The 21,591-nt window shown below is 68.6% G+C and carries 22 protein-coding genes and 2 pseudogenes; 10 read left to right on the top strand and 14 right to left on the bottom strand.

Going from position 1 to position 21,591, the window contains the following annotated elements; translation table 11 throughout:
- Positions 1-39: 39 nt before the first annotated feature.
- Positions 40-1,572 carry a CehA/McbA family metallohydrolase gene (locus OG252_RS28875; RefSeq protein WP_329339763.1) on the top strand — a complete coding sequence of 511 codons (1,533 nt, stop codon included), beginning with the start codon at positions 40-42 and terminating at the stop codon, positions 1,570-1,572.
- A gap of 35 nt (positions 1,573-1,607) precedes the next feature.
- Here the strand turns inward: OG252_RS28875 and OG252_RS28870 are convergent, their stop codons facing one another.
- The 6 genes from OG252_RS28870 to OG252_RS28845 all read right to left on the bottom strand — a co-directional run bounded on the left by OG252_RS28870 (position 1,608) and on the right by OG252_RS28845 (position 6,128).
- Positions 1,608-2,036, bottom strand: a complete 429-nt coding sequence (locus OG252_RS28870) for a hypothetical protein (protein WP_329339761.1) — start codon at positions 2,034-2,036, stop codon at positions 1,608-1,610.
- Between the two features lie 13 nt (positions 2,037-2,049).
- Complete coding sequence (locus tag OG252_RS28865; protein WP_266437963.1) at positions 2,050-2,547, bottom strand: protease inhibitor I42 family protein; 498 nt, start codon at positions 2,545-2,547, stop codon at positions 2,050-2,052.
- Between the two features lie 17 nt (positions 2,548-2,564).
- Positions 2,565-2,957, bottom strand: coding sequence for a type VII secretion target (locus OG252_RS28860; protein WP_266437960.1), 393 nt, complete (start codon positions 2,955-2,957; stop codon positions 2,565-2,567).
- 43 nt (positions 2,958-3,000) lie between these two features.
- Complete coding sequence (locus OG252_RS28855; RefSeq protein WP_266437958.1) at positions 3,001-3,510, bottom strand: protease inhibitor I42 family protein; 510 nt, start codon at positions 3,508-3,510, stop codon at positions 3,001-3,003.
- 7 nt (positions 3,511-3,517) lie between these two features.
- Positions 3,518-5,125: a peptidoglycan-binding protein gene (locus OG252_RS28850; RefSeq protein ID WP_266437955.1), complete on the bottom strand. Its 1,608-nt coding sequence runs from the start codon at positions 5,123-5,125 to the stop codon at positions 3,518-3,520.
- A 154-nt stretch (positions 5,126-5,279) separates the two neighbouring features.
- Positions 5,280-6,128 carry an endonuclease/exonuclease/phosphatase family protein gene (locus OG252_RS28845; protein ID WP_329339757.1) on the bottom strand — a complete coding sequence of 283 codons (849 nt, stop codon included), beginning with the start codon at positions 6,126-6,128 and terminating at the stop codon, positions 5,280-5,282.
- Positions 6,129-6,233: 105 nt separating this feature from the next.
- On the opposite strand from OG252_RS28845, the gene OG252_RS28840 reads away from it, so the two are divergent.
- On the top strand, positions 6,234-6,629 hold the full coding sequence (locus tag OG252_RS28840) for a nitroreductase/quinone reductase family protein (RefSeq protein ID WP_329339754.1): 396 nt from the start codon (positions 6,234-6,236) through the stop codon (positions 6,627-6,629).
- A 25-nt stretch (positions 6,630-6,654) separates the two neighbouring features.
- Here the strand turns inward: OG252_RS28840 and OG252_RS28835 are convergent, their stop codons facing one another.
- From OG252_RS28835 to OG252_RS28825, 3 genes are read right to left on the bottom strand one after another with little or no spacing between them, the layout of a single operon-like run.
- Positions 6,655-6,936, bottom strand: coding sequence for a hypothetical protein (locus OG252_RS28835; RefSeq protein ID WP_329339752.1), 282 nt, complete (start codon positions 6,934-6,936; stop codon positions 6,655-6,657).
- Positions 6,933-7,208 (bottom strand): hypothetical protein, encoded by a 276-nt coding sequence (locus tag OG252_RS28830; RefSeq protein ID WP_329339751.1) that lies wholly within the window; start codon positions 7,206-7,208, stop codon positions 6,933-6,935. The genes OG252_RS28835 and OG252_RS28830 overlap by 4 nt, the downstream gene beginning before the upstream one ends.
- A gap of 50 nt (positions 7,209-7,258) precedes the next feature.
- A complete protein-coding gene (locus OG252_RS28825; RefSeq protein ID WP_329339749.1) occupies positions 7,259-7,699 on the bottom strand; it encodes an ATP-binding protein in 441 nt (146 codons plus the stop codon).
- 200 nt (positions 7,700-7,899) lie between these two features.
- On the opposite strand from OG252_RS28825, the gene OG252_RS28820 reads away from it, so the two are divergent.
- Both OG252_RS28820 and OG252_RS28815 read left to right on the top strand, forming a co-directional pair.
- On the top strand, positions 7,900-8,751 hold the full coding sequence (locus tag OG252_RS28820) for a helix-turn-helix domain-containing protein (protein WP_329339747.1): 852 nt from the start codon (positions 7,900-7,902) through the stop codon (positions 8,749-8,751).
- A 10-nt stretch (positions 8,752-8,761) separates the two neighbouring features.
- Complete coding sequence (locus tag OG252_RS28815; RefSeq protein WP_329339745.1) at positions 8,762-8,944, top strand: DUF397 domain-containing protein; 183 nt, start codon at positions 8,762-8,764, stop codon at positions 8,942-8,944.
- A 745-nt stretch (positions 8,945-9,689) separates the two neighbouring features.
- Here the strand turns inward: OG252_RS28815 and OG252_RS28810 are convergent.
- On the bottom strand, positions 9,690-9,890 hold the full coding sequence (locus tag OG252_RS28810) for a hypothetical protein (protein WP_329339743.1): 201 nt from the start codon (positions 9,888-9,890) through the stop codon (positions 9,690-9,692).
- A 189-nt stretch (positions 9,891-10,079) separates the two neighbouring features.
- Here OG252_RS28810 and OG252_RS28805 point away from each other — a divergent pair, with 189 nt between their 5' ends.
- From OG252_RS28805 to OG252_RS28780, 6 genes and pseudogenes are all read left to right on the top strand, one after another.
- Positions 10,080-11,552 carry a NaeI family type II restriction endonuclease gene (locus tag OG252_RS28805; protein ID WP_329339741.1) on the top strand — a complete coding sequence of 491 codons (1,473 nt, stop codon included), beginning with the start codon at positions 10,080-10,082 and terminating at the stop codon, positions 11,550-11,552.
- A gap of 1,198 nt (positions 11,553-12,750) precedes the next feature.
- Positions 12,751-13,356, top strand: coding sequence for a hypothetical protein (locus tag OG252_RS28800; RefSeq protein ID WP_329339739.1), 606 nt, complete (start codon positions 12,751-12,753; stop codon positions 13,354-13,356).
- An 81-nt stretch (positions 13,357-13,437) separates the two neighbouring features.
- The gene (locus OG252_RS28795) at positions 13,438-13,932 is read left to right on the top strand and encodes a hypothetical protein (RefSeq protein ID WP_329339738.1); all 495 of its coding nucleotides are present in this window, start codon (positions 13,438-13,440) and stop codon (positions 13,930-13,932) included.
- 438 nt (positions 13,933-14,370) lie between these two features.
- Positions 14,371-15,165, top strand: coding sequence for a hypothetical protein (locus OG252_RS28790; protein WP_329339736.1), 795 nt, complete (start codon positions 14,371-14,373; stop codon positions 15,163-15,165).
- A 149-nt stretch (positions 15,166-15,314) separates the two neighbouring features.
- Positions 15,315-15,631 (top strand): annotated as a pseudogene (locus tag OG252_RS28785) (SAM-dependent methyltransferase); the annotation flags it as partial.
- Between the two features lie 29 nt (positions 15,632-15,660).
- Positions 15,661-16,246, top strand: a pseudogene (locus tag OG252_RS28780) (hypothetical protein).
- A gap of 69 nt (positions 16,247-16,315) precedes the next feature.
- On the opposite strand, the gene OG252_RS28775 reads toward OG252_RS28780, so the two are convergent.
- The 4 genes from OG252_RS28775 to OG252_RS28760 form a co-directional block, all read right to left on the bottom strand.
- Positions 16,316-17,770, bottom strand: coding sequence for an aldehyde dehydrogenase family protein (locus OG252_RS28775; protein ID WP_329339734.1), 1,455 nt, complete (start codon positions 17,768-17,770; stop codon positions 16,316-16,318).
- Between the two features lie 20 nt (positions 17,771-17,790).
- Positions 17,791-19,521, bottom strand: coding sequence for an N-acyl-D-amino-acid deacylase family protein (locus OG252_RS28770; protein ID WP_266437941.1), 1,731 nt, complete (start codon positions 19,519-19,521; stop codon positions 17,791-17,793).
- Positions 19,522-19,615: 94 nt separating this feature from the next.
- Entirely contained in the window at positions 19,616-20,734 is a 1,119-nt protein-coding gene (locus OG252_RS28765; RefSeq protein WP_323186032.1) for an LLM class flavin-dependent oxidoreductase, read from the bottom strand.
- 101 nt (positions 20,735-20,835) lie between these two features.
- Positions 20,836-21,582, bottom strand: coding sequence for an SDR family NAD(P)-dependent oxidoreductase (locus tag OG252_RS28760; protein ID WP_329339731.1), 747 nt, complete (start codon positions 21,580-21,582; stop codon positions 20,836-20,838).
- Positions 21,583-21,591 lie beyond the last annotated feature (9 nt).

The following is a 21,591-nucleotide window of genomic DNA, read 5'->3' as shown; positions in this document are numbered from 1 at the left end:
TTTCCACGGCCGTTCACGCGCGTCCGGCACGGTTGGGGCATGTGTGACGCCAACGACGACAACGTCCACCACAGCATCGGAAGACGCGCACTCTTCGTGACGGGAGCCGCCGCCGCGCTTACGTTGGGAAGCGTGACCTTCGCCTCACCGGCCGGGGCGGCCGACGGGGACCAGGAGACGCAGACGCTCCGCGGCACCCTGCCCACCGGCTCCCCCGACTTCGTCTACGTACCCGTCGAAGTCCCCTCCGGCGTACGCGAGATCAGGGTCGCCTACACCTACGACCGCCCGTCCGTCCCGGCCGGCACCGCGGGCAACGCCCTCGACATCGGCATCTTCGACGAGCGCGGTACGGAACTGGGCGGAAAGGGGTTCCGGGGCTGGTCGGGCGGCGCGCGGACCGAGTTCTTCCTCCGCGCGGACGACGCGACACCGGGGTACCTCGCGGGCCCGGTGCGGGAGGGCACCTGGCACATCGCGCTCGGCCCGTACACGGTCTCCCCGCAGGGACTGTCGTACGAGATCACGATCACGCTGACCTACGGCGAGCCGGGCGCGGCCGTCCGGCCGGCGTACCCGCCCTCGCGCGCCAAGGGCCGGGGCCGCGACTGGTACCGCGGGGACTGCCATCTGCACTCCTGGTACTCCGACGGCCGCCGCACCCCCGCCGAGATCGCGGCGCTGGCGCGGGCGGCCGGCCTGGACTTCATCAACTCCTCGGAGCACAACACGCATGCCGCGCACGCCCATTGGGCGCCCGAGGCGGGCGAGGACCTGCTGATCATGCTGGGCGAGGAGGTCACCACGAGGAACGGCCACGTGGTGGCCCTCGGCACCGACCCCGGCACCTTCGTCGACTGGCGCTACCGGGCCCGCGACAACCGCTTCGGCCGCTTCGCCCGGCAGATCCGCCGCGCCGGCGGCCTGGTCGTACCGGCCCACCCGCACGCCACCTGCATCGGCTGCAACTGGAAGTTCGGGTTCGGCGAGGCGGACGCGGTGGAGGTGTGGAACGGGCCGTACACCCCCGACGACGAGGTCTCGCTCGCCGACTGGGACAGCATGCTCGTGGCGTCCGTGCGGGGCGGCGGCCGGGAGTGGATCCCGGCGATGGGCAACAGCGACGCCCACCGCGACCCGGACGTGATCGGCCTCCCCCAGACGGTCGTCCTCGCCGACGACCTCACCCGCGAGGCCATCCAGGAGGGCATCCGCGCGGGACGTTCGTACGTCGCCGAGTCGAAGAACGTGTCCCTCGCCTTCACGGCCTCGGGCGGTCGCGGCCAGCACGCGGGCATCGGCGAGCGGCTGGAGTCGGCCGGGGACACGCCGGTGACGGTCCGCCTGGAGGTCACGGGCGCCCCGCGCTGCACGGTCCGCCTCGTCACCGACCAGGGCGTGCTGTTCACCAGCGCGCCGCTGCCGGTGGCCGGTTCGGGGGTCGTCGAGTGGCGTACGACCCCGGCTTACGCGGCGTACGTCCGGGCGGAGGTGCGGCACGAGGCGGCGGCGGGGCCGCTGCCGGGGGCGTTGGCCGCGTTCACCAACCCGATCTTCCTGGGGCGTTCATAGGCAGTAGGCGGTCAGTTCCGCGGTCGGTTCCGCGGTCAGTTCCGCGCGGTGCGCGCCCTCGTCAGCTGCTTCAGCTCGATGATCGTCGCGACGGCTCCCAGCCAGCGGGCCGCCGCCTCGTCGGCGGGGGCTCCGCCCGCCATTGCCTGCCGCGGCACTGGCTGCGTGGCGGCCTCCAGCCAGTCGCGTACGACCGCTGCCGCCTCGGGGCGCGGCAACGGCTCGGGCAGCTCCGCCGTGTACGCCAGGCCCCCGGCCCGGACCACCTCGGCGAGGAAGGCCACCGAGCGCGGCTGGGTGCCGAGGCGGTCGAGGATCACGGCGGCGGCCGCGGCGCCGTCGCCGAAGAGGGCGGTGCGGCGCGGGCCGGGGGCGGCGGTGAGGCCGTAGCGCAGGAGCACGGTGACGTCGAACTCGGCCAGTTCGTCGTCGGTGTGGGACGGGTGGTCGGGGGTCGTGTTCATCGCGGGCCTCGGCTCAGCTGACGGTGACGGTGTAGGTGACCCGCTCGGGCGCGGTCGGGGTCGGCGTCGAAGAGGGGGTCCCGGTGTCGTCGCCCTCGCAGGTGGTCGCGAACGTGCAGTGCGTCAGCACGATCTCGGTGCTGCCCTTGCCGGTGGCCTCGAAGGTGAAGGTGAGCTCGCTGCCGGCGCCGGGCACCGGCTCGTCGCCGGAGTCCGACGCGCTCTTCTCACCCCGGCTGCGGACCACCGAGGTGTCGGGCCCGGGGTCGCCCAGGTACCAGTGCTCGCGGGTGGAGGCGTTCTCCTCGACGGTGAGCGTGAAGCGCTCGCCGACCCCGGCGGAGATGCTGCGGTCCTGGGTGGGACGGCTGACGGGCTCGGTCGACCTGGCGGGCTCGCCGGAGTCGTCGGTGCCCGTTCCGCAGCCCGTGGCGAGGGCGAGGAGCGCGACCGCGCCGACCACCACCGCCCGGCCCCGGGAGCGGGACGCCGTACGCATCGTTGAGTTCACTCTTCGCTCCCTCGCCCCTAGTACTGGGACAGAACCGAGGGCCGCTCGGCGAAGGTCGGCATCGTGGTCATCTCGCTCTCGGCCACGCTCACGCTGCGGGCGTGGGTCGCGACGAGACCGTCGGTGCCGGAGTACGCCCCCTTGGCGAGGCGCAGCTTGTCGGCGAGCTCGTGCAGCGCGTCCTCGATCGTGCGGGCCTCGGCCGTCCAGGCCGCGACGTACGAGTTGACCGCCTCCGCGGAGACGGCGCCGCCCAGCAGGTCCGACGCGTAGCAGGCCCTGGAGTCGATCGCGGTACGGATCTTCCCCGCGTCGTCGCCCGCCTCGTTCAGCTCTTTCGCCTGGCCGGTGAGCCCGCTCTTCTGTACCGAGAAGTCCGGCGCGGCCGTGGAGTCCTGTGCAGATGTCATCGTCATCCCCCTGTCTCTTGTGCCCTGTCACGGCCACGCCGTCTCATCGGACCGTGACCTCGAAGACGTGGAAGGCGGCCTCGGCGCCCGGTGCGCCGGTGGCGGTGGCGGTGGGGACCGGTGTCGCCGTGTCGGTGGGGCCGCCGCAGGTGTTCATCGGGCACCACAGCAGCCGTACCGTGGCCGTGCCCTTCCCGAGCGCGGTGAAGTCGAAGGACTGCGTGCCGCCGGAGGCGCCGTCGAGTTCACTGTCTGCGTAGTCCGCCCGCTTGCCGCGGTACTTCAGCACGTCCGCGTCCGGTTCGGGGGCGGTGAGATACCAGGCCTGGTCCAGGTTCGGGCTGGCGGGGAGGGTGAGGGAGAACGTGTCCCCCGCCGCCACGGTGATGGCCCGGTCCCGTGGACCGTACTCGGCGGCGGGGGCGGACGCCGTGACGCTCGGAACGGATGCCGTGGCGGTGGGTGCGCCGGATCCGCCGGACCCGCCGCAGCCGGTGAGGGCGAGCAGGCCGGACAGGGCCGCCGAGCAGACGAGCAGTGCGCGCGTGTTCATGATCGGTTCAGTCCTGGGGTAGATGGACGGCGTACGCGTTGGGCAGGCCGTCGTTGCTGGCCTTCGCCATGCCGCCGTTGACGAAGTCGTCCTCGCTGACCCAGGTGGTGGTGCCCCACGGGTTGTAGATCTGGAGCATGTCGCCCTCCTGGCCGATGATCATCATGGCGTGGCCCGACCGCTTGCCGTTCTCGTCGAATCCCTCGACGCCGATGGGCACCGGCTTGCCCTCCGCCACCGCCTTTTCGATCTCCGGCAGTGCGTCGCGCCGTGCGTCGGCGGTGCGGACCTCCTGGAGCTCGTACGTGCCGCCCGTGTCCGGGCCGACCTCCTTGTTGAGGACCTCGGTCTTGCCGTCGAGGCCCATGCCCTCCCAGTTCGCGCCGCCCCCGCCTTCCTCGTGCACCCGGTGCTGTTCGTCCACCAGGCGCTGCCGGAAGGCCTCGGGGTCGTCCTCCTGTCCGCTGGGGCCGCCGGTGAGTTCGAGTGCGTAGAGCGGGTCGACCATGGCGCGCGCGGTGACGGTGGAGGAGGCCACACAGGTGCCCTCCTGGCCGTCGCCGCCCTGGGTCCAGCCCTGGGAGTCGAACTCCTGGCGGTCGGCGTTGACGTTGGAGCCGTTGTACTTCGTCCCCTGGTCGTCCAGGCTGTCGCCCTGGGTGGTGATCGGCGCGAGGTGCTCCTGCAGCCACGCCGGGTCCTTGCCGTGGATCTTGCCGGCGAAGGTCTCGACCTCGCCGACGCCGTGTCCGGCGGCGAGGGCCTTCATGAGGTACGCCTTCTCCTGCGGCGATGACGCGTTGGCCATGAGGAGTTCCATCCGGGCCCGGTCGGCGGGCGGCAGGTTCTCCATGGCCCGCCCCGAGCGCTCCAGTTCGTTCGCGGTGAGGATCTCGTTGTACTCGGCCTCGCCGTTCACGCCACTGGCGTCGGCCAGCATCAGCCGGTCGACCGCGGACAGCTCGTCGGTGGTCATCTTCCCCGTACGTGCCTCGGCGGCCCACTTGTTCAGGTCCCGGGCCGCGACCCGGCAGGCCTCGCCGGCGGCGAGCACGGCCGTGCGCATCAGGCCGACGCCGTACGAGGCGAAGTGGGCGGCGTTCTTGCGGTCCCACTCCTCCTCGTCGTTCTCGCGCATCTCGTCGAAGAAGCCCTCGCGGTCGCTGCCCATCTCCGCCAGCGCCTGCTTCAGCTTCCCCCGGCCTTCGCTGTCCTGGCTCTGGGCCTCCGTGATGGCGTCGGCCAGCACGATCAGCGCCCTGGAACCGCCCTCGAACGCCTCCGCCATGTCCGACACCGCCCGCGACACGGCACCCACCGCGTCCTGGGCGAGGACACTCGTGTCGCCGACCCAGACCTCCGGGAGCCCCTTGCGGGCCACCCGGTCCACCCGTTCGTGCAGGCCCATGGCCTCGTCGAGCTGGTCGCGGTACCGCATGCCCAGCGATTCCAGCGTCCCCGGATCACCCTCCGGCGGGGGTTCCGCGAACGCCAGGTCGATCAGATCCAGCAGATCGTTCTTGCTCCCCGCCTTCAGCATCCGCTCGCTCAGCCCCGCCAGCCGCTCGGCACGCTCGGTCGCGGACTCGTCGATCCGCCGAAAAACCCCTGCCATCGCCGGCCCCGCCCCCCGTTCACATGATCATGCCCGCGGGACCGTAACACGGGGCCCAGGCGCCCTCGCCGCCCGATCACACGCCGCGCACACGGCTCCCACAGCATCCGCGCGACCCGGGTGGCGCTCACCGCGCCCGTTTCCCTGACTTCCGTCAAGGAACGCTGATCTCGTCCCCGAGCTCCGCCACATCCGCCAGGTCAGCCACCACCGCCGCGTGATCCGAGGCCCACACCCCGTCCACAGGCCCGTCGCCCGCCCGCCGGACATGCCGGACGTGCCCCTCGCCGACCGGGCCGGGCGGGCCGACGTGGATGTAGTCGATGCGGACGGCAGGCTCCAACACCCGTGCCGTGTAGGGGTTTTCTGGTGTCCAGGTGGCGGAGGGGGCGGCCGGGTCGGCGTACTCCCAGGCGTCGTAGAGGACTTGGCCGGGTACGGCCGGCTCGGTCTTGTAGCCGCCGAACAGACGGACGGCGTCCGAGTCCGGCCAGGCGTTGAAGTCCCCCGTGACGACGGGCGGGAACGGGGTGCCGCCCCGGTGCCGGGCGACCAGTTCCGCTACCGCGGTGACCTGACGGCAGCGCACCGCGGAGGCGTACGGGGCCGAGGTGAGGTGGGTGGTGAAGAAGGGGACGTCGTAGGCGGGGGTGGCCAGGCGGGCGTACAGGGCTGTGCGGCCGTCGGCGAGGGCGGCCGGTGCGGGCAGCTCCAGCACCTCCTGGTCGACCACCGGCCAGCGGCTGAGGACCGCGTTGCCGATGTCGACGGTGGGGTCCCCGATGCGGCGCCGCCAGCGTTCGGGCGACGGGGACGGCGCCCACGTCCAGTGCAGGCCCATCTCGTCGGCGAGCCACTCGGCCTGGTTCTCCCCGTCCGCGGCCCACACCTCCTGCAGCCCGACGACATCGGGGCGCAGGTCCCGTAACACGGCGAGGATCGCCTTCTGCCGCGCTTCCCAGGGGCCGAAGCGCCACCACAGGTTCCAGGTCACGACCCTCATCCGCAGCCACCGTCCTCGCATCCCGCGGCGTCGGGGACCATTGAAGCAGCCGTTCGAACGTTCCCGCCCGCCCGTTGCGACTGCTTCACAAGGAGCCCACCGCCGATGCCCCGACTCGCAGACCTCAGGTTCCGCGCCGCCACGACCTTCCAACGCCGCGTCGGCAACCCGATCCTGCGCCGCCTCCCCCTCCAGACCGTCCTGGAGACCACGGGCCGCGTCTCCGGCCTGCCCCGCCGCACCCCGGTGGGCGGCCGCCGCGTCGGCGACTCCTTCTGGCTGGTCTCGGAGTTCGGCGAACGTTCCCAGTACGTCCGCAACATCAAGGCCGATCCGCGAGTACGGGTACGGATCCGGGGACGGTGGCACACCGGCACGGCCCAACTTCTGCCTGACGACGACCCGGTGGCGAGGCTTCGCCGACTGCCGCGGTTCAACAGCGTGGGGGTTCGGGTGTTCGGGACGGATCTGCTGACGGTGCGGGTGGATCTGGACGGGTGAGGTCGGGCGGAGGGGCCGGGCGGGCTCAGTCCACAACCTGTGGATCACGGAAGTAATAGACGATCGTCACCCCGAGACCCGGCGTGTGCGTGTACACGACCGTGATCGACTCGGCTGAGTCGCGTGCGAGAGGGGTCGTGTACGTGTACTCCACGGAAGGGGGCCGCCAGCCAGGGATCTCCCGGCCGACCGCCGGGTCACGGCCGATGGCCACGAGAGCGTCCCGGACGACCTCCCGCTCCCCCTCCGTCAGGTCGCCGAACGCCTTCCTCGCAGGCTCGGCCTCCTCCAACGGAACGTCGTTCACGTGCTGCCGCCTCCGGTGCGCGCCTCTTCCAGGGCGGCCATGATCTCGGGCGAGTTCCTGATCAGGACCCGGTGCCGGTAGGCGCGGACCACTGCGGCGGCGCCTTCGAAGTCGTTGGTCGGGGAGGCTCCTATGGCGGCGGCCAGCTCTTCCTCGAAGCGTTCCCGGTCGCCCGGAAAGCCGTAGCGGCTGAGCGCACTGCGCAGGTCGTCCACGGTCCGGATCTCGGGCAGCGGCATCGCTCCCCAGCCGTGCTCGGGCTGTGCGCTCATGGTCAGCTCCTGGTGAAAGGGCATGGCTCCACCTCCCAGTATGGCCCGGCTCAGCACGTCGGCGCCCCGCCCCCGCACTCGGCCCACAGCAGCTTGCCGCCCTTCGACGCGCCCAGCTCGCGGAGCACCGAGGCGCCCCATGCGTTCGCGCAGGAACGGACGAGGTGCAGGCCACGGCCGCCCTCCTCGTCCAGCGGAGGCGTTGGGGCCTCCCGCTCCGAGAAGCCCGGCGGGACCCTCGGATCCGTGTCCCATACGGCCACCCGCAACCGGCCGGGCTCCGCAGAGCGGACGCGGAGGGCGTACGGGCCCTTGGTGTGGCGGTGCGAGTTGGTCAGCAGTTCCGCCGCGAGCAGTTCCGCGGTGGGAGTGAGTTCGGGCATCTCGTGGGCGGCGAGAATCAGCCGGAGGGCGCCCCGTGCGATGCCCGGTGCGCGTGGATCGTGCGGAAGATGCAGGGTGTAGTTCCAGGACGGGGATACGGTGGCCATCGGAAGTCTCCGGTCACTGAGGGGAGTTGGACGGGTGCCTGGTGTCTCTGCCGCGGCGTCCCACGGTGCGCTTCCAGGTGGGGCGCCTGGGAACGACGATAGAGCTCAGCAAATGACATTTGCCGATGTTCGAGATACTTCCCTTGCAATTCCCTCGTGTGAGTGACCGCCGATGGAACACGCGTCCAAGAGGAGTTCACGTGCCCGGCAGACCCCCGCTGACCGCCCGCCGTCTCCGGCTCGCCGTTGAGCTACGCAAGATGCGCGAGCGTGCGGGCATGACTGCGACCGAGGCCGCGCGGATGCTCAGCACGAGCCAGGGACAGCTCAGCAATGTGGAGTCGGGCCGCTTCGGCGTAAGCCCCGAACGCGTCAGAGCGCTGGCTCGCATCTACTCCTGCCCGGACCAGGCGTTCATCGAGGCCCTGGTCGGGATGGCGACCGACAAGACGTTCGGCTGGTGGGAGTCGTACCGCGAGGTGCTGCCGTCAGGACTCCTCGACCTCGCCGAGCTGGAGCACCACGCCACCGCCGTACGCACCGCGTACACCTCCCACATGCCGGGGCTGCTCCAGACCGCCGATCACGCACGGGAGATCTTTCGGCATGTCATCCCCGCACCCACACAGCCCGAGGTCGAGCACCGCGTATCGCACCGGATCAAACGTCAGGGCGTGCTGTACGGGCCGCACCCGACTCCGTACAGCACCGTCGTTCACGAGGCAGCCCTACATATGGGCGTCGGCGGCCGGAGTGTGGCTCGCACCCAGCTCCAGCATCTGCTGGAGATGAGCGAGCAGGAGCACATCACCCTGCATGTACTCCCGTTCGACGTCGGCGCGTTCCCCGGCTCGGGTCAGTCCATCAACTACCTGCACGGACCCGTCCCACAGCTCGACACCGCGCAACTCGACCAGTTCCACGGCCCGGTACTTCTCGACGCCGAGGCGCACCTTCAGAAGTACCGGCGCCTTCTGGACGTCGTGGAGGCCACCGCCCTCAGCCCTGAGAAGTCCCGGGACCTGATTCACTCCCTCGCCCAGAGCCTCTGAAGGAGCCAACATGCCCCCGCACGGCTGGCAGAAGTCGTCCTACTGTCAGGAAGGCGACGCCTGCGTCCACATATCCGCCACCTCCCCCACCACCGTCCACGTCACCGAAAGCGCCGACCCCACTCAAACCGTCCTCACCACCACCCCCGTCGCCTTCGGCGCCCTCCTCGACACACTCAAAGCGTCGAAATGATGTCCCGCTAATCCGAGACGCAGTACCGGACGGTCACGGCCTCCCAGCGCCGGATCAGCAACCCGGTCCTTGAGCCGCCTGCACGAGCAGGAGCAGCCCCGCAACGCGGTCCGGCTCGTTCAACGCGCCACGGATTGCGGTCGCCCACCCATGCTCGACCCGACCGGCAGGCCCGCTGGACTCCGAAGTGGTCCAGGAGGGCCCGAAGGTCCTCGGCCAGTCACTTCGACACCGCCGGATCTGGCAACCGACCGAAGCTGCGGGCGTCGTACCGAATCACAAGGTGCGCTCGGCGAGGGCCGGGACGACCGGTCCCAGAACTGCGAATCGGCGTTCCCGGGATGCAGCAGGGCCACCGGAGGACCCTCCCCACCGTGCCGGCATCCGTATCATCCGCCCAGACCTCGCCAGCCTCGACCCACACCAAGGACTCCATGGGACGACTTGCCCCGACGGCTGCTCCAGCAACAAGACGATATTGGCCAAGCCCTGCGGCGAGCGGCCGACCGGTTCCACCTGGTCGCAACGCGACCTTTACTGAGCCGCCTTCGAGCTTCGAACCCGGGACCTACGCATTACGAGGGCCTACAAGAACATCCCGATCAGTACCGGGAAGTGCCACCGGATCCCGTTTCCGCTGATCAGAGCGTTGCGGCCTGGATCGGCGTGACGTTCTGTCCAACGTGTGCTGCCCCGTCCGCTCACGCAGCGCTCACGCAGTACGCCGATTGAAGGGCTGCGATCCCTACTCCTCCTGCCCCTCGTCATCGACGTCGGCCCTCCGCGCGGGCGGCCGTTCGCCGCCCTGGCGCCAAGCGGAGTAGAGGATCGCCACGGCGGAGGTGACTCCGATGATCTGATCGGAGGGGAGACCAACGGCGATCAAAGTGACTGCCGCTACGACGATGGTGGCGAAGGCACAGAGGTCTGCAGTGCGCTGGCGCATCAGATTCCCTTCACATACGGGGGTTTCAGCAACGCGAGCAGCCTGCTGGGGCGCGCCACCGGCCCGGAAGTTTGATCTTTTGATCAAGTAGATCAAATGCAATACTTGGGCGATCAAAGCAGGGGGATCATGGGGAACGGGCAAGGACGGGGGCGCCCGTGGGCGCCAGTCGAGGACCTGAGCGAGCCGATGACCGAGGTTGTGGTGCTGCTCCGCGAGGTGATCGACGGCAGCGGCCTGGGATTGCGCGGACTCGCTGAGAGGCTGAGAGTCGAGCACCGCGGAGGACCCCCGCCACGCGGATACCAAACGCTCTCGAAGAGGCTCAGAGGCATAGGACTACAGAACGAACCACACCTGATCTACAGCATCGTCTCCGCATGCGTGGGGGAAGGTCGCAGGCAAGAACTGACGTCGCGAGTCACCGAGCTCCTCGCCGATGCCCGCGTCGCCGCGCCCCCTTCCGATGGCGCGTCCCGGAGACGGCCGTCGGCGACGGATCGGAAGCTGATCGCCGCACTCGACGAGATCAACACGCTACGAAAGAAGCTGGACCGGCTGCAGAGCAAGGCAGATCGGGCTGAGAAACGGCTCCTGGAGGCGCGCGAGCTCCTTGCAGCGGCTCGCGCGGCGGCATCAGGGAAGTCGCCAGCACCCACGAGCCCTGCAGCAGACTCTGCTGCCCCTCGGACAGAGGCCCGGTCGTGGACCAGCATCGTTCTTCCCCCGCGCAAGACGCTGGCAGAGAACAGGTCTCCCAGATCATCGACCCGAGAGGTCAGCACCAGCGTCGAAGACGTGATCCGGTTCCTGAACTCCGTTCCGGCCCTCCGAGAGCGAACGGCTGCATCACTGCGGGCAGCCTTCGACAGCGTGCTGGACGGGGAACGGACGGGCCGCTACGACTTGAACACGCTGGGAAAGAGCGAGAAGGTCTATCTGGGCAGCAGAGTGGAGCACTTCCTCTGGGAAGCCTGGGGTCTCAAGGGACGCAAGCACGCCAGCATCGCGAGCGTGCCACTGAAGTTCACCTGGACAAGCACATGGGTCCTAGCCCCCGAGCACATCGGCCATGTGTGCCTGCTGGTGCGTGCCAGCGACACGCAATCACGCTGGGACCTTGGGGTGCTGGAGGTCGCCCCCGAGCACTTGAACCAAGGACGGAACCGAGACGGCAAGCAGACACTGTCGGCTGCCGGCAGGGGCGCCATCCATTGGCTCTTCAAGGACGCCCCTCTGCCGGAGAACATGCTGCTTCATCTCGATCAGCAGTCTCTAGCGCAGGCCCTCTCACCCGACGACGACGTTCCAAACGCTGGCCAGGCTCGCACGAACAACCTCTTTCGGGTCGTGCAGGGACACCTTCTTGATCGAGCCGCGGTACAGACAGTGGCGATGCAGGCTGACGCCCCGAAACGCGTGCGCGATGCCCGTCGCCACCTACGCAGAGAAGGCATCATTGTCCTCGGACACCAGCTGAATCACCTTCAGATCGCCGAGGCCCTCGGCCTGCCACGCCCCCTCAAGGGCCAGTGGGTCAGCATCAGAGTGACCCGTCAGCGCCCTGACCACGGTGACGCACCCTTCGTGGAACTTGATGGCCAGAGGTGGACGGTCGCCAGTCCGGATGACACCGTCGAAGAGGGCCCAGTTTTGTCGTGACCAATACGCTTGGGGCTAGCATCGCTGGCCCGAGGAGCGGCACCGCTGTCACACTCGGAGTCGCCTACTGAGCCAGCGGGCGTCCAGCCGAACAGCCGGACTTTCTTGTGGCTCTTGGTAGGACCTTCCCTTGTGGGACTCGAACCCGCAGCCAATGGCTTAAAAGTCCTGGCTAAGGCTTGCTGGATGGTTCCGGACCCTCTCTCGGCGTCCGAAACCGCCTGGTCAGGAGTACTTCGCCGTGTATCGGGGGTTGGTGCCTGACGGCTCCTGCCGGACCGTCCGCTCACACAGGGCACACCGCATGAACTGCACAGAACACTCTGGACGGGCCACGCTTGCGGATCCATTCAAGATCACAAAAAGTAGGCTCGACCCTACAGACACCGGCCCGTTCGACGGGCAGCCTGGGGGCATCGACTCAGCCTCGTTCCCGTGACGCGGATCTTCAAGATCAGCAAATGCATCAATTCTGATGCTGACCCGCGCCCTCACGGCGGCGAGTCTTGTACGCGGTGCCTCAAAGAGGATCGGCTCGTTGGATTCAGCCGCGTGTCCGTCTGATCGCGTGGGTGAAGCCGAGGGTGATCACGAAATGTACCTACCGTGGTACAGACTTCGCGGTGTGAGGCGGAGAGGCTGGTGCCCGAGGTGGGGAGCAGCCGATGAGCGGGCTGGCGGTGGAGTTCGAAGTCGTTACTGCCATTTGTGCTGCGCGGGTTCTGATTCGCCAACTCCGAGGGCTGTTGGTGGACATCGGTAACGCAATCCGCGCCTGGCGCTCCGTGCGTGACACCTTGCGGGACGAGCAGGAGGAACACCAGGGCTAACCTCTGCCCTCGGACCGACTTAGCGGCGGGCGGGCGGCGCCAGGCCAGGACGCTCGGCAGCCGAGACCGCTGTCACCGCTGGGCTGGCTCTCTGCGGCCGGCCTGGTGGCGAAAGGGCGCGGCGTTTCGTTCGGAACGGAGCCGACGTTCCGAGTCGGCGCGTTCCGTATCGGAACAGCCGCAGGTGCCTGTCAGTTCTGAACAGGCACTATGATCATTTGCTCCGCGTCTCCGTCGGCAGCGAGTGACGGCGCACGGTCATCAAGGGCGTGCGGACGACGGCGACACTCGGACTCAACCCAAGCGTCGCCGGGACGCTGCAGAAAACGGGTGAGAGCGGCGCACGGAGCAATCTACGATCGTGCGTCATGGGCGTGTACATAAGCCGACATCGGACAGATGCGGCACCGAAGCGAGCATCGGAGTCGGATGCCGAATTCTTCGAACGGATCGCCGGTCCGTTCTGGGACCAGGTTCGAGATGTGATCAACGAGTGGTGGTCGCACTTTCCCCCCGATGCTCAGCCCGGCCTGCGCAGTCGGCTACGCGATCGCAATTCCGACGCGAACGTCTTCTCCGCGTTTTGGGAGCTGTACGTGCACGAGATGCTGCTCGGCTCCGGTTGCACCGTGGAGATCGAGCAGCAAATAGGCACAGGGGGAAAGTACCCAGACTTCCTGGTCACCCGTGGCGACGAGCAATTCATTGTCGAGGCGATCTGGACGGCCGAGAATCTGGACGCAACCGGGAGCAGCTCGCTCCCGCCTCAGGTGGTGGACGCGATTGACCGCGTTCCGACCCCAAACTTCTACGTGGCATACAAGGTTGACAGCGTTGGCTCGACCACGCCGCAGCAACGGCGGTTGAAGAACGAGCTGACACGATGGCTGGCAAGCTTGGACCCCGACCAGGTCACTGCCGAGTATGAGCAGAAGGTGCCGCTACCCAGGCATACCTGGCAGGAGGCAGGTTAGCGCCTCAGCTTCGAGGCGATCCCCCGCAGCCCCGGCGGGCGAAGCGATCCGACGAGCAGGACAATCGGCTTCCATCCCTCGGTGTGGGTCGCCGATGACTCAGATCGGGTTCTCAAAGCCGTGAGAAAGAAGGGCAGGAAGTACGGCGACTTGGCGCTGCCATTCATCGTGGCGGTTGGTAATTCGGCGGTCTTTCCCGAAGATGAGGACACCGAGAGCGCGTTGTACGGGACCTCGGTCGAGTACGCCCACCGCACCGGATCGACCTTCGGTCGCAATGCCGACGGCTACTGGACTGCTGCGCAAGATCAGACCCATAGCCGGGTCAGCGGCGTACTGACCGTCGACAACCCGGCACCTTGGACCTGGGCGAAGAAGGTCCCAGTCCTCTGGCAAAGCCCCGCACCTGACTCGCTCCCGGCCCCCGTTCTCCCCACCTGGGAAACGGCACAATTGGTCGATATTCGCATCGAACGCCAGCCAGCGGCTCGCCCCATCCACACGTCTCTTGGTCTGCCTGACCACTGGCCGATCGGGGACGCTTTCCCCTGGCGTCGGCCAAGCACCGAAAGCTGAGGGCCCGACGCGAACGGGCGGATGCCCCACCTGTGGAGAGTGCCCGGGGGACCAGAGCAGGCCCCCTCGTGATACCGAGCAGGGGCGTCTTCACAGCCTAGTAACCGGCTTGCCCCGTGAGTGCCTGGGCGATCTGCCAGATGACAGCTCCTGCACTTGACGGGGTATCGCGGTCTTGTCGACCGGCACTGCTCACCGCCGTACGTGCCGACCGCATCCATACCAAGACAGGAGCCACCGTCCCCAACGCGTCACCGCAGGTCACATCTCTTCCCGCCGTATGCCCTACCTCGCGCACCCCGACTGCCCCACCGTAAAGTTGTGTTGTGTGCCCTCGGCAGACTGGCCGCGCTGCTCGGCGCGGCCCTTGCACTGTTCGGCTCGTAAACTTCTCTGGCCACTACCTCGGCATCAACTCCTCGTGCATCATGGCCTCTTGTGGATGAGGGAATAGTCGCGCTGATAGCGGCAGGTTGCGGGCTTCTCGGCTCGATACTGGGGGCTGCCTTTACGGCATGGGCTACCAAGGCCGGAGCAGACAAGAGCGCTGATGCTGTGCGCGGTCAGGCACACGACCAGGCTGCAAACGAGCACGCTCACTGGCTACGGCAACAACGTCTTTCTGCCTGCGAGGGATTCCTCGACGCATGGGACGAGTGCACCCGCAGAAGAAAAGAGCTGGCCCGTCCAGCAGAGGAAGGCCAACATCGGCCCCTCCGCACAGAATTGCACCAAGCGGCCACTCGCATGCTGGAACGTGCTCGGCGCATATCGATTCTTGGCCCTGAAGAAGTCGCTCAAGCCGCCCAGGAAATCTCTGACGCAACCATGGAGAATATCGAGAGAGAAGACAAGTTCGGCCAATACATCGAGGCAGCCGTCGCACGCCTACGGGAGCAGGAAAGACATGTCCGCGAACTCTCGCCCGACCTCAAATTTGAGCAGCTGAATCAGGTAATCGCCCACGCTGGCGACTTAGAGAGTTTGCAGGAACTCTATTCCATAGAGGAACTGGAGCGGATCCTAGGAAATGCGGAGCACTCCATGAAAGAGGGGGAAGAGTGGCTCAGCAGGTTGATCAAATTCGGGGAATTGGGGGACGAAATAAACAACGAAGGAGCGCGCTTCCTGGAGGATTTTAAACACAACATCCAGGTAACCGAAGAAAATAGGGCAGTATTCGTTCGCACCATGCGGAAATCAATCGCAAGTCCGCCGATGCGTAACGACTGATCAGCCTCGTTCTGCCGCAGGCAGGTAAGCGCATGCCCGCCTCCCTCAACTCGTCGAAGACCACGTTGGCGTCACCCGCGGTCTGTACACAGACCCCGGGAATCGACTCCTGTAGCCCAGCACGCGGCAGCTCGGCGAGGTCGCCACCAGCCATTGGCCTCGTGGCCCCCCGAAGTCCTGCTTCCGGCCATCGCCCAACACCTCAAACCCGGGTGCACCCTCGCCTTCGCCGTCCCCCACCCTCAATGCGCGGCCTACGCCCACCACCGACGACCGGCCCCGCCGCGACTACGTCACCCTCCCCGACCGCACCCGGCTGCCCATTGCCCGCTGGGACTTCGACGCCACCCGTTGGGAGAAGCACCTCGACCGCGCCGGCCTTTGGCTCACCTCGGCCCAGGAGTTCCACGACGCCCGGCACGGCCGTTGGCCCACGACCCTGCTGATCACCGCGCGCAAGCTCTGACCCCGCCCCGGCTCCCTGTGGAGGAACCAATGCGCCCGCCCTACCTGCTCCTCGACATCGACGGCGTCCTCATCCCCTTCCCGGACGCTGCAGGGGCCAGTCCGGCGACCCACAACAGGCACGACGTCGTGCCCACTGACCCGGAGCGCCGACGACCCAGTCACCGTCTCGCTCAACCCCGCACACGGCCCCTTGCTCATGCACGTGATCGGCACCGGCCTGGCCACCCCCTTCTGGTGCACGAGCTGGCGCCAAGACGCGACCACCCTGATCGGGCCGCTCCTCGGCCTCCCACCCCTGCCGCACGTCGACCTCCCACGCCCACAGATCGCCACCAGCCACCCCAGCGGCTACCTCTGGAAACGCGACCAGGTCGACACCTGGCTCGGCGACGCACCCGCGATCTGGATCGACGACGACTTCACCAGACTCGACCACGAATGGGCCACGGAGCGGACCAAGCGGGGCCAGGCGACCGCCCTTGTTCAGCCTGATCCCCGCATCGGGCTGCTGGCCGAGCATTTGGTCGAGGTCTTGGCGTGGGCCGCGCAGGTGTCCACCACACGGACTGGTGCATCGAACGCCTCACGCGAGGCCGAAGCCGAAGCCGCGTAGCGGAGACAAGTCGCAGGAAGCGTTTCTTCGTGCCGTGTCCGACCTATGCGCGAAGCGAGCAGGCCTGCCTCACCCCGGCCACACGATCGCCTGCACCTCGCTGTACGCATGCAGCGCGTACGAGCCGACATCCCGCCCGACCCCGCTCCTCTTGAACCCCCCGAACGGCGCCTCCATGTTCCGGCCGACCGTGTTCACGCCGACCCCGCCGGCCCGCAGTCGCCGGGCCACCCGGAAGGCTCGGGCGACGTCCGCCGACCAGACGTAGTCGATGAGGCCGTAGTCGGTGTCGTTGGCCAGTGCCACGCCCTCCTCTTCGTCCTCGAAGGGCACGACCGTCACCACGGGGCCGAAGATCTCCTCGCGGGCTACCCGCATGTCGTTGGTGCAGTCGGCCAGGAGGGTCGGAGCTACATAGAAACCGCGGTCGTACGAAGGTCGTTCGCCGCCCGTCACCACCACCGCCCCCTCCTTCCGGCCCAGTTCGACGTACGACTCCACCCGGTCCCGGTGCGCCGCCGAGATCACCGGCCCGACGATCGTGTCCGGCTCACGCGGGTCCCCCACCTTCAATCGGCCTGCGTACCCCGCCAGTTGCTCGACAAGGCGGTCGTACACCCCCCTCTGCGCGAGCACCCGCGTCGGCGCCGTGCAGATCTGGCCGCTGTAGAAGGAGAACGTCGTCCCGATGCCGGCGACGGCCGAGCCGACGTCCGCGTCGTCGAAGACGAGCGCCGCGCCCTTTCCGCCCAGCTCCATCAGCTGACGCTTCATCCCCCGGCCGCAGACCTCGGCTATCCGCTGTCCGACCGCCGTCGAGCCCGTGAAGCTCACCATGTCGACGTCGGGGGACGAGACGGCCTGCTCCCCCACCTCCACCGACCGGCCCGAGACGACGTTCACCACCCCGCGCGGCACCCCCGCCGCCTCCAGCGCCTCCGCCATCCGGTACACCGACAGCGGGTCCTGCGGGGCCGGCTTCACCACCACCGTGTTGCCCATCGCGAGGGCCGGGGCGACCTTGCCCGCCGGGTTCGCCCAGGGGTTGTTGTACGAGGTGATGCAGGTGACCACCCCGACCGGCTGCCGTACGGCCAGCGCGCCCATCACCGCCGCCCGCCCCATCGGGCCGGCCTCGTTGATCTGCGGCGGGATCGCCCACTCGGCCGGTTCCACGCGCGCGTACCGCCGGAAACGGGCGGCGGCCACCCCGACCTGCATCCGCCGGGCCGTCGCCGTGGTCGCCCCGGTCTCCGCCCGGGCGAGGTCGGCGTACGACTCCAGGTTCCCGCCGATGATCCCCGCGGCCCGCGCGAGGATCGCCGCCCGTTCCTCCGGCGTCGTACGCGACCACGGCCCGAAGGCCTCGCGGGCCGCGGCACAGGCCGCGCGCACCTGATCCCGCGAGGCCTCCGGCGCCCGGCCGACGGTCTGCTCGGTCGCCGGGTCGACGACCTCGTAGTGACCGCCGTCCGGCTCGACCCAGGCACCGCCGATGAACAGCCGCTGCCCCTCGGCAGTCACCTGAGCAGTCAACTGAGCAGTCACCTGGTCGCCACCGTCCGCGTGTCCCGCCCGGACCGCAGCACCTTCCCGGGCACCGCCCCGCTCACCGCGTCGTCCCGGATCGCCTCGACCCCGTTGACCCACACGGCCCGTATCCCGATGGCCTTGGAGTCCAGCCGGGGACTGTCACCCGGCAGGTCGTGCACCAGGGTGGCCGTGCCCGCGGCGATCCGTTCCGGGTCGAAGAGGACGAGGTCCGCATGCCAGCCCTCCCGCAGCTGCCCCCGCTCCCGCAGCCCGAACAGCCGCGCCGGGTCGTCCGTCAGCATCTTCACCGCCTGCTCCAGGCTCACGAGCTTCCGGCCGCGCAGACAGTCCCCGATGAAGCGGGTCGTGTACGGGGCCCCGCACATCCGGTCCAGATGCGCGCCCGCGTCCGACCCGCCGAGCAGCACGTCCTCGTGCTGCCAGGTCTCGGCGCGCAGCGACCAGGACGCCGGGTCGTTGTCGGTGGGCATGGGCCACAGGACCGTACGCAGCTCGTCGGCGGCGCAGATCTCGACGAGGCACTCGAACGGGTCCTGGCCGCGTTCCGCCGCGATGTCCGCGACCACCCGCCCGCTCAGACCCCGGTTCGCCTCGCTGTAGGTGTCGCCGATGACGTACCGCCCGAAGTGCGTCAGCCGCCGGAAGACGCCCGCCTCCTTGGAACCGGCCCGCTCCAGCATCCCGGCCCGGACGGACGGGTCACGCAGTCGCTCGATCCGCTCCGGGACGGGCAGGCCGAGGATCGGGCCCCAGCCCGGGATGAGGTTCAGGGCGCAGAACGTGCCCAGGGACATGTTCATCGGCGTGAGGATCGGCATGGTCAGCGCGACGACCCTGCCGCCCGCCTTCCGCGCCTGCTCGCTCGCGAGGAGCTGCCTGGGCACCCGCTCGGGGACGGACGCGTCGACGGTGAGGACGTTCCAGTTCAGGGGCCGCCCGGCCGCCGCGCTCATCTCCACGAGCAGGTCGATCTCCGCGTCACTGAACTGGTCCAGGCAGCCCGCGACGATCGCCTCGATCTGCGTGCCCTCGTGCTCACCGACCGCCCGCGACAGCGCCAGCAGCTCGGCGGGCAGGGCGTGCCGGGAGGCGACCGGCTTGCCGTCGCCGTCGGAGTGGGTGGAGGACTGGGTGGTGGACAAGCCCCAGGCGCCGGCGTCCATTGCCTCGTGAAGCAACCGGATCATCGCCGCGAGCTGCTCCTCGTTCGGCTGTCCGCCGATCGCGTCCGGGCCCATCACGTACCGCCGCAGCGCGCAGTGCCCCACCATGAACCCCGCGTTGACGGCGATCCGCCCCTCCAACGCGTCCAGGTACTCCCCGAAGCCGTGCCAGCTCCAGGGCGCCCCCTCCTCCAACGCGACCAGGGACATCCCTTCGACCTTGGACATCATCCGGCGCGTGTAGTCGGCGTCGTCCGGCCGAGCCGGGTTCAGCGGCGCGAGGGTGAATCCGCAGTTGCCGGCGGCGACCGTGGTGACACCGTGATTGAGGGAGGGGGTCGCGTACGGGTCCCAGAACAGCTGGGCGTCGTAGTGCGTGTGCGGATCGACGAACCCGGGGGCGAGGACGAGGCCGGTGGCGTCCTCAGTGGTGCGGGCCGGTTCGGTGACCTCCCCTATGACGGCAATACGTCCGTCCCGTATGCCGACATCGGCGGTGTACGCGGGCGCGCCGGTCCCGTCGACAACGGACGCGCCTTGGATGACGTGATCGAGCATGGGCTCACCTCCTGGAGCTGCGGTGCGCTGGCCTACCTAGGGGCGCGGGGAACTGCGCGACCAGCCACAACGGACCCGCACCCCGCGACGGCGATCAAGTGGCAGCCCGGAACCGCGACGTCCGATGCACAGGATCCGTATCGATCTTCGGAATCACGTGCTCCCCGATCAGCCGAATCGTCTGCAACGTCTCCTCCTTCGGCACCCCCACCGGCAGCCCGAAGCTCAACTGATCCGCCCCCGCCTGCTCCCACCGCTTGCACTGCCGGACCACCTCATCGGGATCCCCGCAGATCAGCAGCTCCTCCTCGATGAGCACCTCGACGAACTCCGCGGTGTACTCGGGCAGGGTCTCCGGCCACACCGGGAACCCCTCGGGACGAGGAAACGTGTCGTGGTACCGGAACACCAGCGACGGCAGATAGTGCAGCCCGCCCCGCACCGCGATCTCGATCGCCTCGGCGTGCGTCGGCGCGCAGATCGCCGTCGTCGTCACCATCACGTTGTCGTTGACGAAGTCCCCGATCGGCTCGGCGTCCACGATCGCGTTCTTGTACTGCTCGAGCACCCACTCCATGTCGGAGACCTTCTGCACGCTGAAGCCGAGCACCCCGAGGCCCTTGCGGGCGGCCATGGCGTACGAGGGCGGCGAGCCGGCGGCGTACCACATGGCGGGGTGGGACTTCCCGTACGGCTTCGGCAGGATCTTCCTCGGCGGGAGCTGCCAGTGCTTGCCCTGGAAGCCGACGTACTCGTCCTGGAGCCACATCTTCGGGAACTCGGCGATGGTCTCCTCCCAGATCTCCTTCGTGTAGTTCATGTCGGTGATGCCGGGGAGGAAGCCGAGGATCTCGTGCGAGCCGGCCCCGCGTCCGCTGCCGAACTCGAAGCGGTTCTCGGTGAGATGGTCGAGCATGGCGACCTTCTCGGCGACCTTCACGGGGTGGTTGACCTGGGCGAGCGGGTTGAAGATCCCGGAGCCGAGGTGGATGCGCTCGGTGGCGTGTGCGAGGTAGCCGAGGAAGACGTCGTTGGCGGAGAGGTGCGAGTACTCCTCCAGGAAGTGGTGCTCGGACGCCCAGGCGTACTTGAAGCCGGACCTGTCCGCCTGGATGACGTACTCGGTCTCCTCCATCAGCGCCTTGTGTTCGGCCAGCGGGTCGGTCTCGGCGCGCTTGCCCACATATCCCTGTACAAAGAGCCCGAATTCCAAGGAGGTTCACCGTCCCGAGTCATTTTTCTGACGTACCGTCAGATTCACCTGTTGGCCGACTGTGGCACCGGCGGCATGGACCGTCAATAGCTGATGGAGGGTCAGACAATCGATACGCCCGCCAGCCACCCCCCGTCGATCACGAACGGCTGCCCGGTGATGTAGGAGGAGTCGTCGGCGGTCAGGAACAGCGCCAGCCGCGCCACCTCCTCCGGCCGCCCGATCCGCCCGAGCGGCACGAGCTTGCGGTACAGCGCGTCCGTCGCCCCCTCGGGGGCGGCATCCGGATTGCTCATCGCCGTGTCGATGGCTCCCGGGCACATGGCGTTGACCCGTATCCCCCGGTCCGCCAGCTCCAGTGCGGCCACCCGCGTGAGCCCGACGATCGCGTGCTTGGTGGCCGCGTACGCCCCCACGTACGCCATGCCGGTCACCCCGGTGTAGGAGGCGGTGTTGACGATCGTGCCCCCGTCGGACATCCGGGGCGCCACCGCCTTGATGCCGAGGAAGCAGCCGGCCTGGTTGACCTTGACGATCTGCATGAACTCGTCGAGGGGCGTGTCGAGAAGGGTGTTGAAGCGGAGGATCCCCGCGTTGTTGACGAGGCCGTCGACACGGCCGTACGCCTCCACGACGGCATCGACGGCGGCCCCCCACTCCTCCTCCCGCCCCACGTCGAGGTGCACGTACAGCGCCCCGATCTCCTTCGCGAGGCCCTGCCCCTGCTCGTCGAGCACGTCCGCCACGACGACCTCGGCGCCCTCCTCCCGGAACAGCCGCGCCTCTTGCTCTCCCTGCCCGCGCGCCGCCCCGGTGACGATGACGACACGTCCGTCCAGCTTGCCCATGCGGTCTCC

The sequence above is a fragment of the Streptomyces sp. NBC_01352 genome, from assembly GCF_036237295.1.
Classification (GTDB): domain Bacteria; phylum Actinomycetota; class Actinomycetes; order Streptomycetales; family Streptomycetaceae; genus Streptomyces; species Streptomyces plumbiresistens.
This window is presented reverse-complemented; position numbering and strand designations above follow the sequence as displayed.

Coding starts and splice junctions, on each gene's coding strand:
- OG252_RS28840 (WP_329339754.1), top strand. CDS start 6,234: ATGCCCCGACTCGCAGACCTCAGGTTCCGCGCCGCCACGACCTTCCAA.
- OG252_RS28805 (WP_329339741.1), top strand. CDS start 10,080: ATGACCGAGGTTGTGGTGCTGCTCCGCGAGGTGATCGACGGCAGCGGC.
- OG252_RS28800 (WP_329339739.1), top strand. CDS start 12,751: ATGGGCGTGTACATAAGCCGACATCGGACAGATGCGGCACCGAAGCGA.
- OG252_RS28855 (WP_266437958.1), bottom strand. CDS start 3,510: ATGAACACGCGCGCACTGCTCGTCTGCTCGGCGGCCCTGTCCGGCCTG.
- OG252_RS28860 (WP_266437960.1), bottom strand. CDS start 2,957: ATGACATCTGCACAGGACTCCACGGCCGCGCCGGACTTCTCGGTACAG.
- OG252_RS28870 (WP_329339761.1), bottom strand. CDS start 2,036: ATGAACACGACCCCCGACCACCCGTCCCACACCGACGACGAACTGGCC.
- OG252_RS28810 (WP_329339743.1), bottom strand. CDS start 9,890: ATGCGCCAGCGCACTGCAGACCTCTGTGCCTTCGCCACCATCGTCGTA.
- OG252_RS28830 (WP_329339751.1), bottom strand. CDS start 7,208: ATGAGCGCACAGCCCGAGCACGGCTGGGGAGCGATGCCGCTGCCCGAG.
- OG252_RS28760 (WP_329339731.1), bottom strand. CDS start 21,582: ATGGGCAAGCTGGACGGACGTGTCGTCATCGTCACCGGGGCGGCGCGC.
- OG252_RS28825 (WP_329339749.1), bottom strand. CDS start 7,699: ATGGCCACCGTATCCCCGTCCTGGAACTACACCCTGCATCTTCCGCAC.
- OG252_RS28875 (WP_329339763.1), top strand. CDS start 40: ATGTGTGACGCCAACGACGACAACGTCCACCACAGCATCGGAAGACGC.
- OG252_RS28845 (WP_329339757.1), bottom strand. CDS start 6,128: ATGAGGGTCGTGACCTGGAACCTGTGGTGGCGCTTCGGCCCCTGGGAA.
- OG252_RS28770 (WP_266437941.1), bottom strand. CDS start 19,521: ATGCTCGATCACGTCATCCAAGGCGCGTCCGTTGTCGACGGGACCGGC.
- OG252_RS28815 (WP_329339745.1), top strand. CDS start 8,762: ATGCCCCCGCACGGCTGGCAGAAGTCGTCCTACTGTCAGGAAGGCGAC.
- OG252_RS28850 (WP_266437955.1), bottom strand. CDS start 5,125: ATGGCAGGGGTTTTTCGGCGGATCGACGAGTCCGCGACCGAGCGTGCC.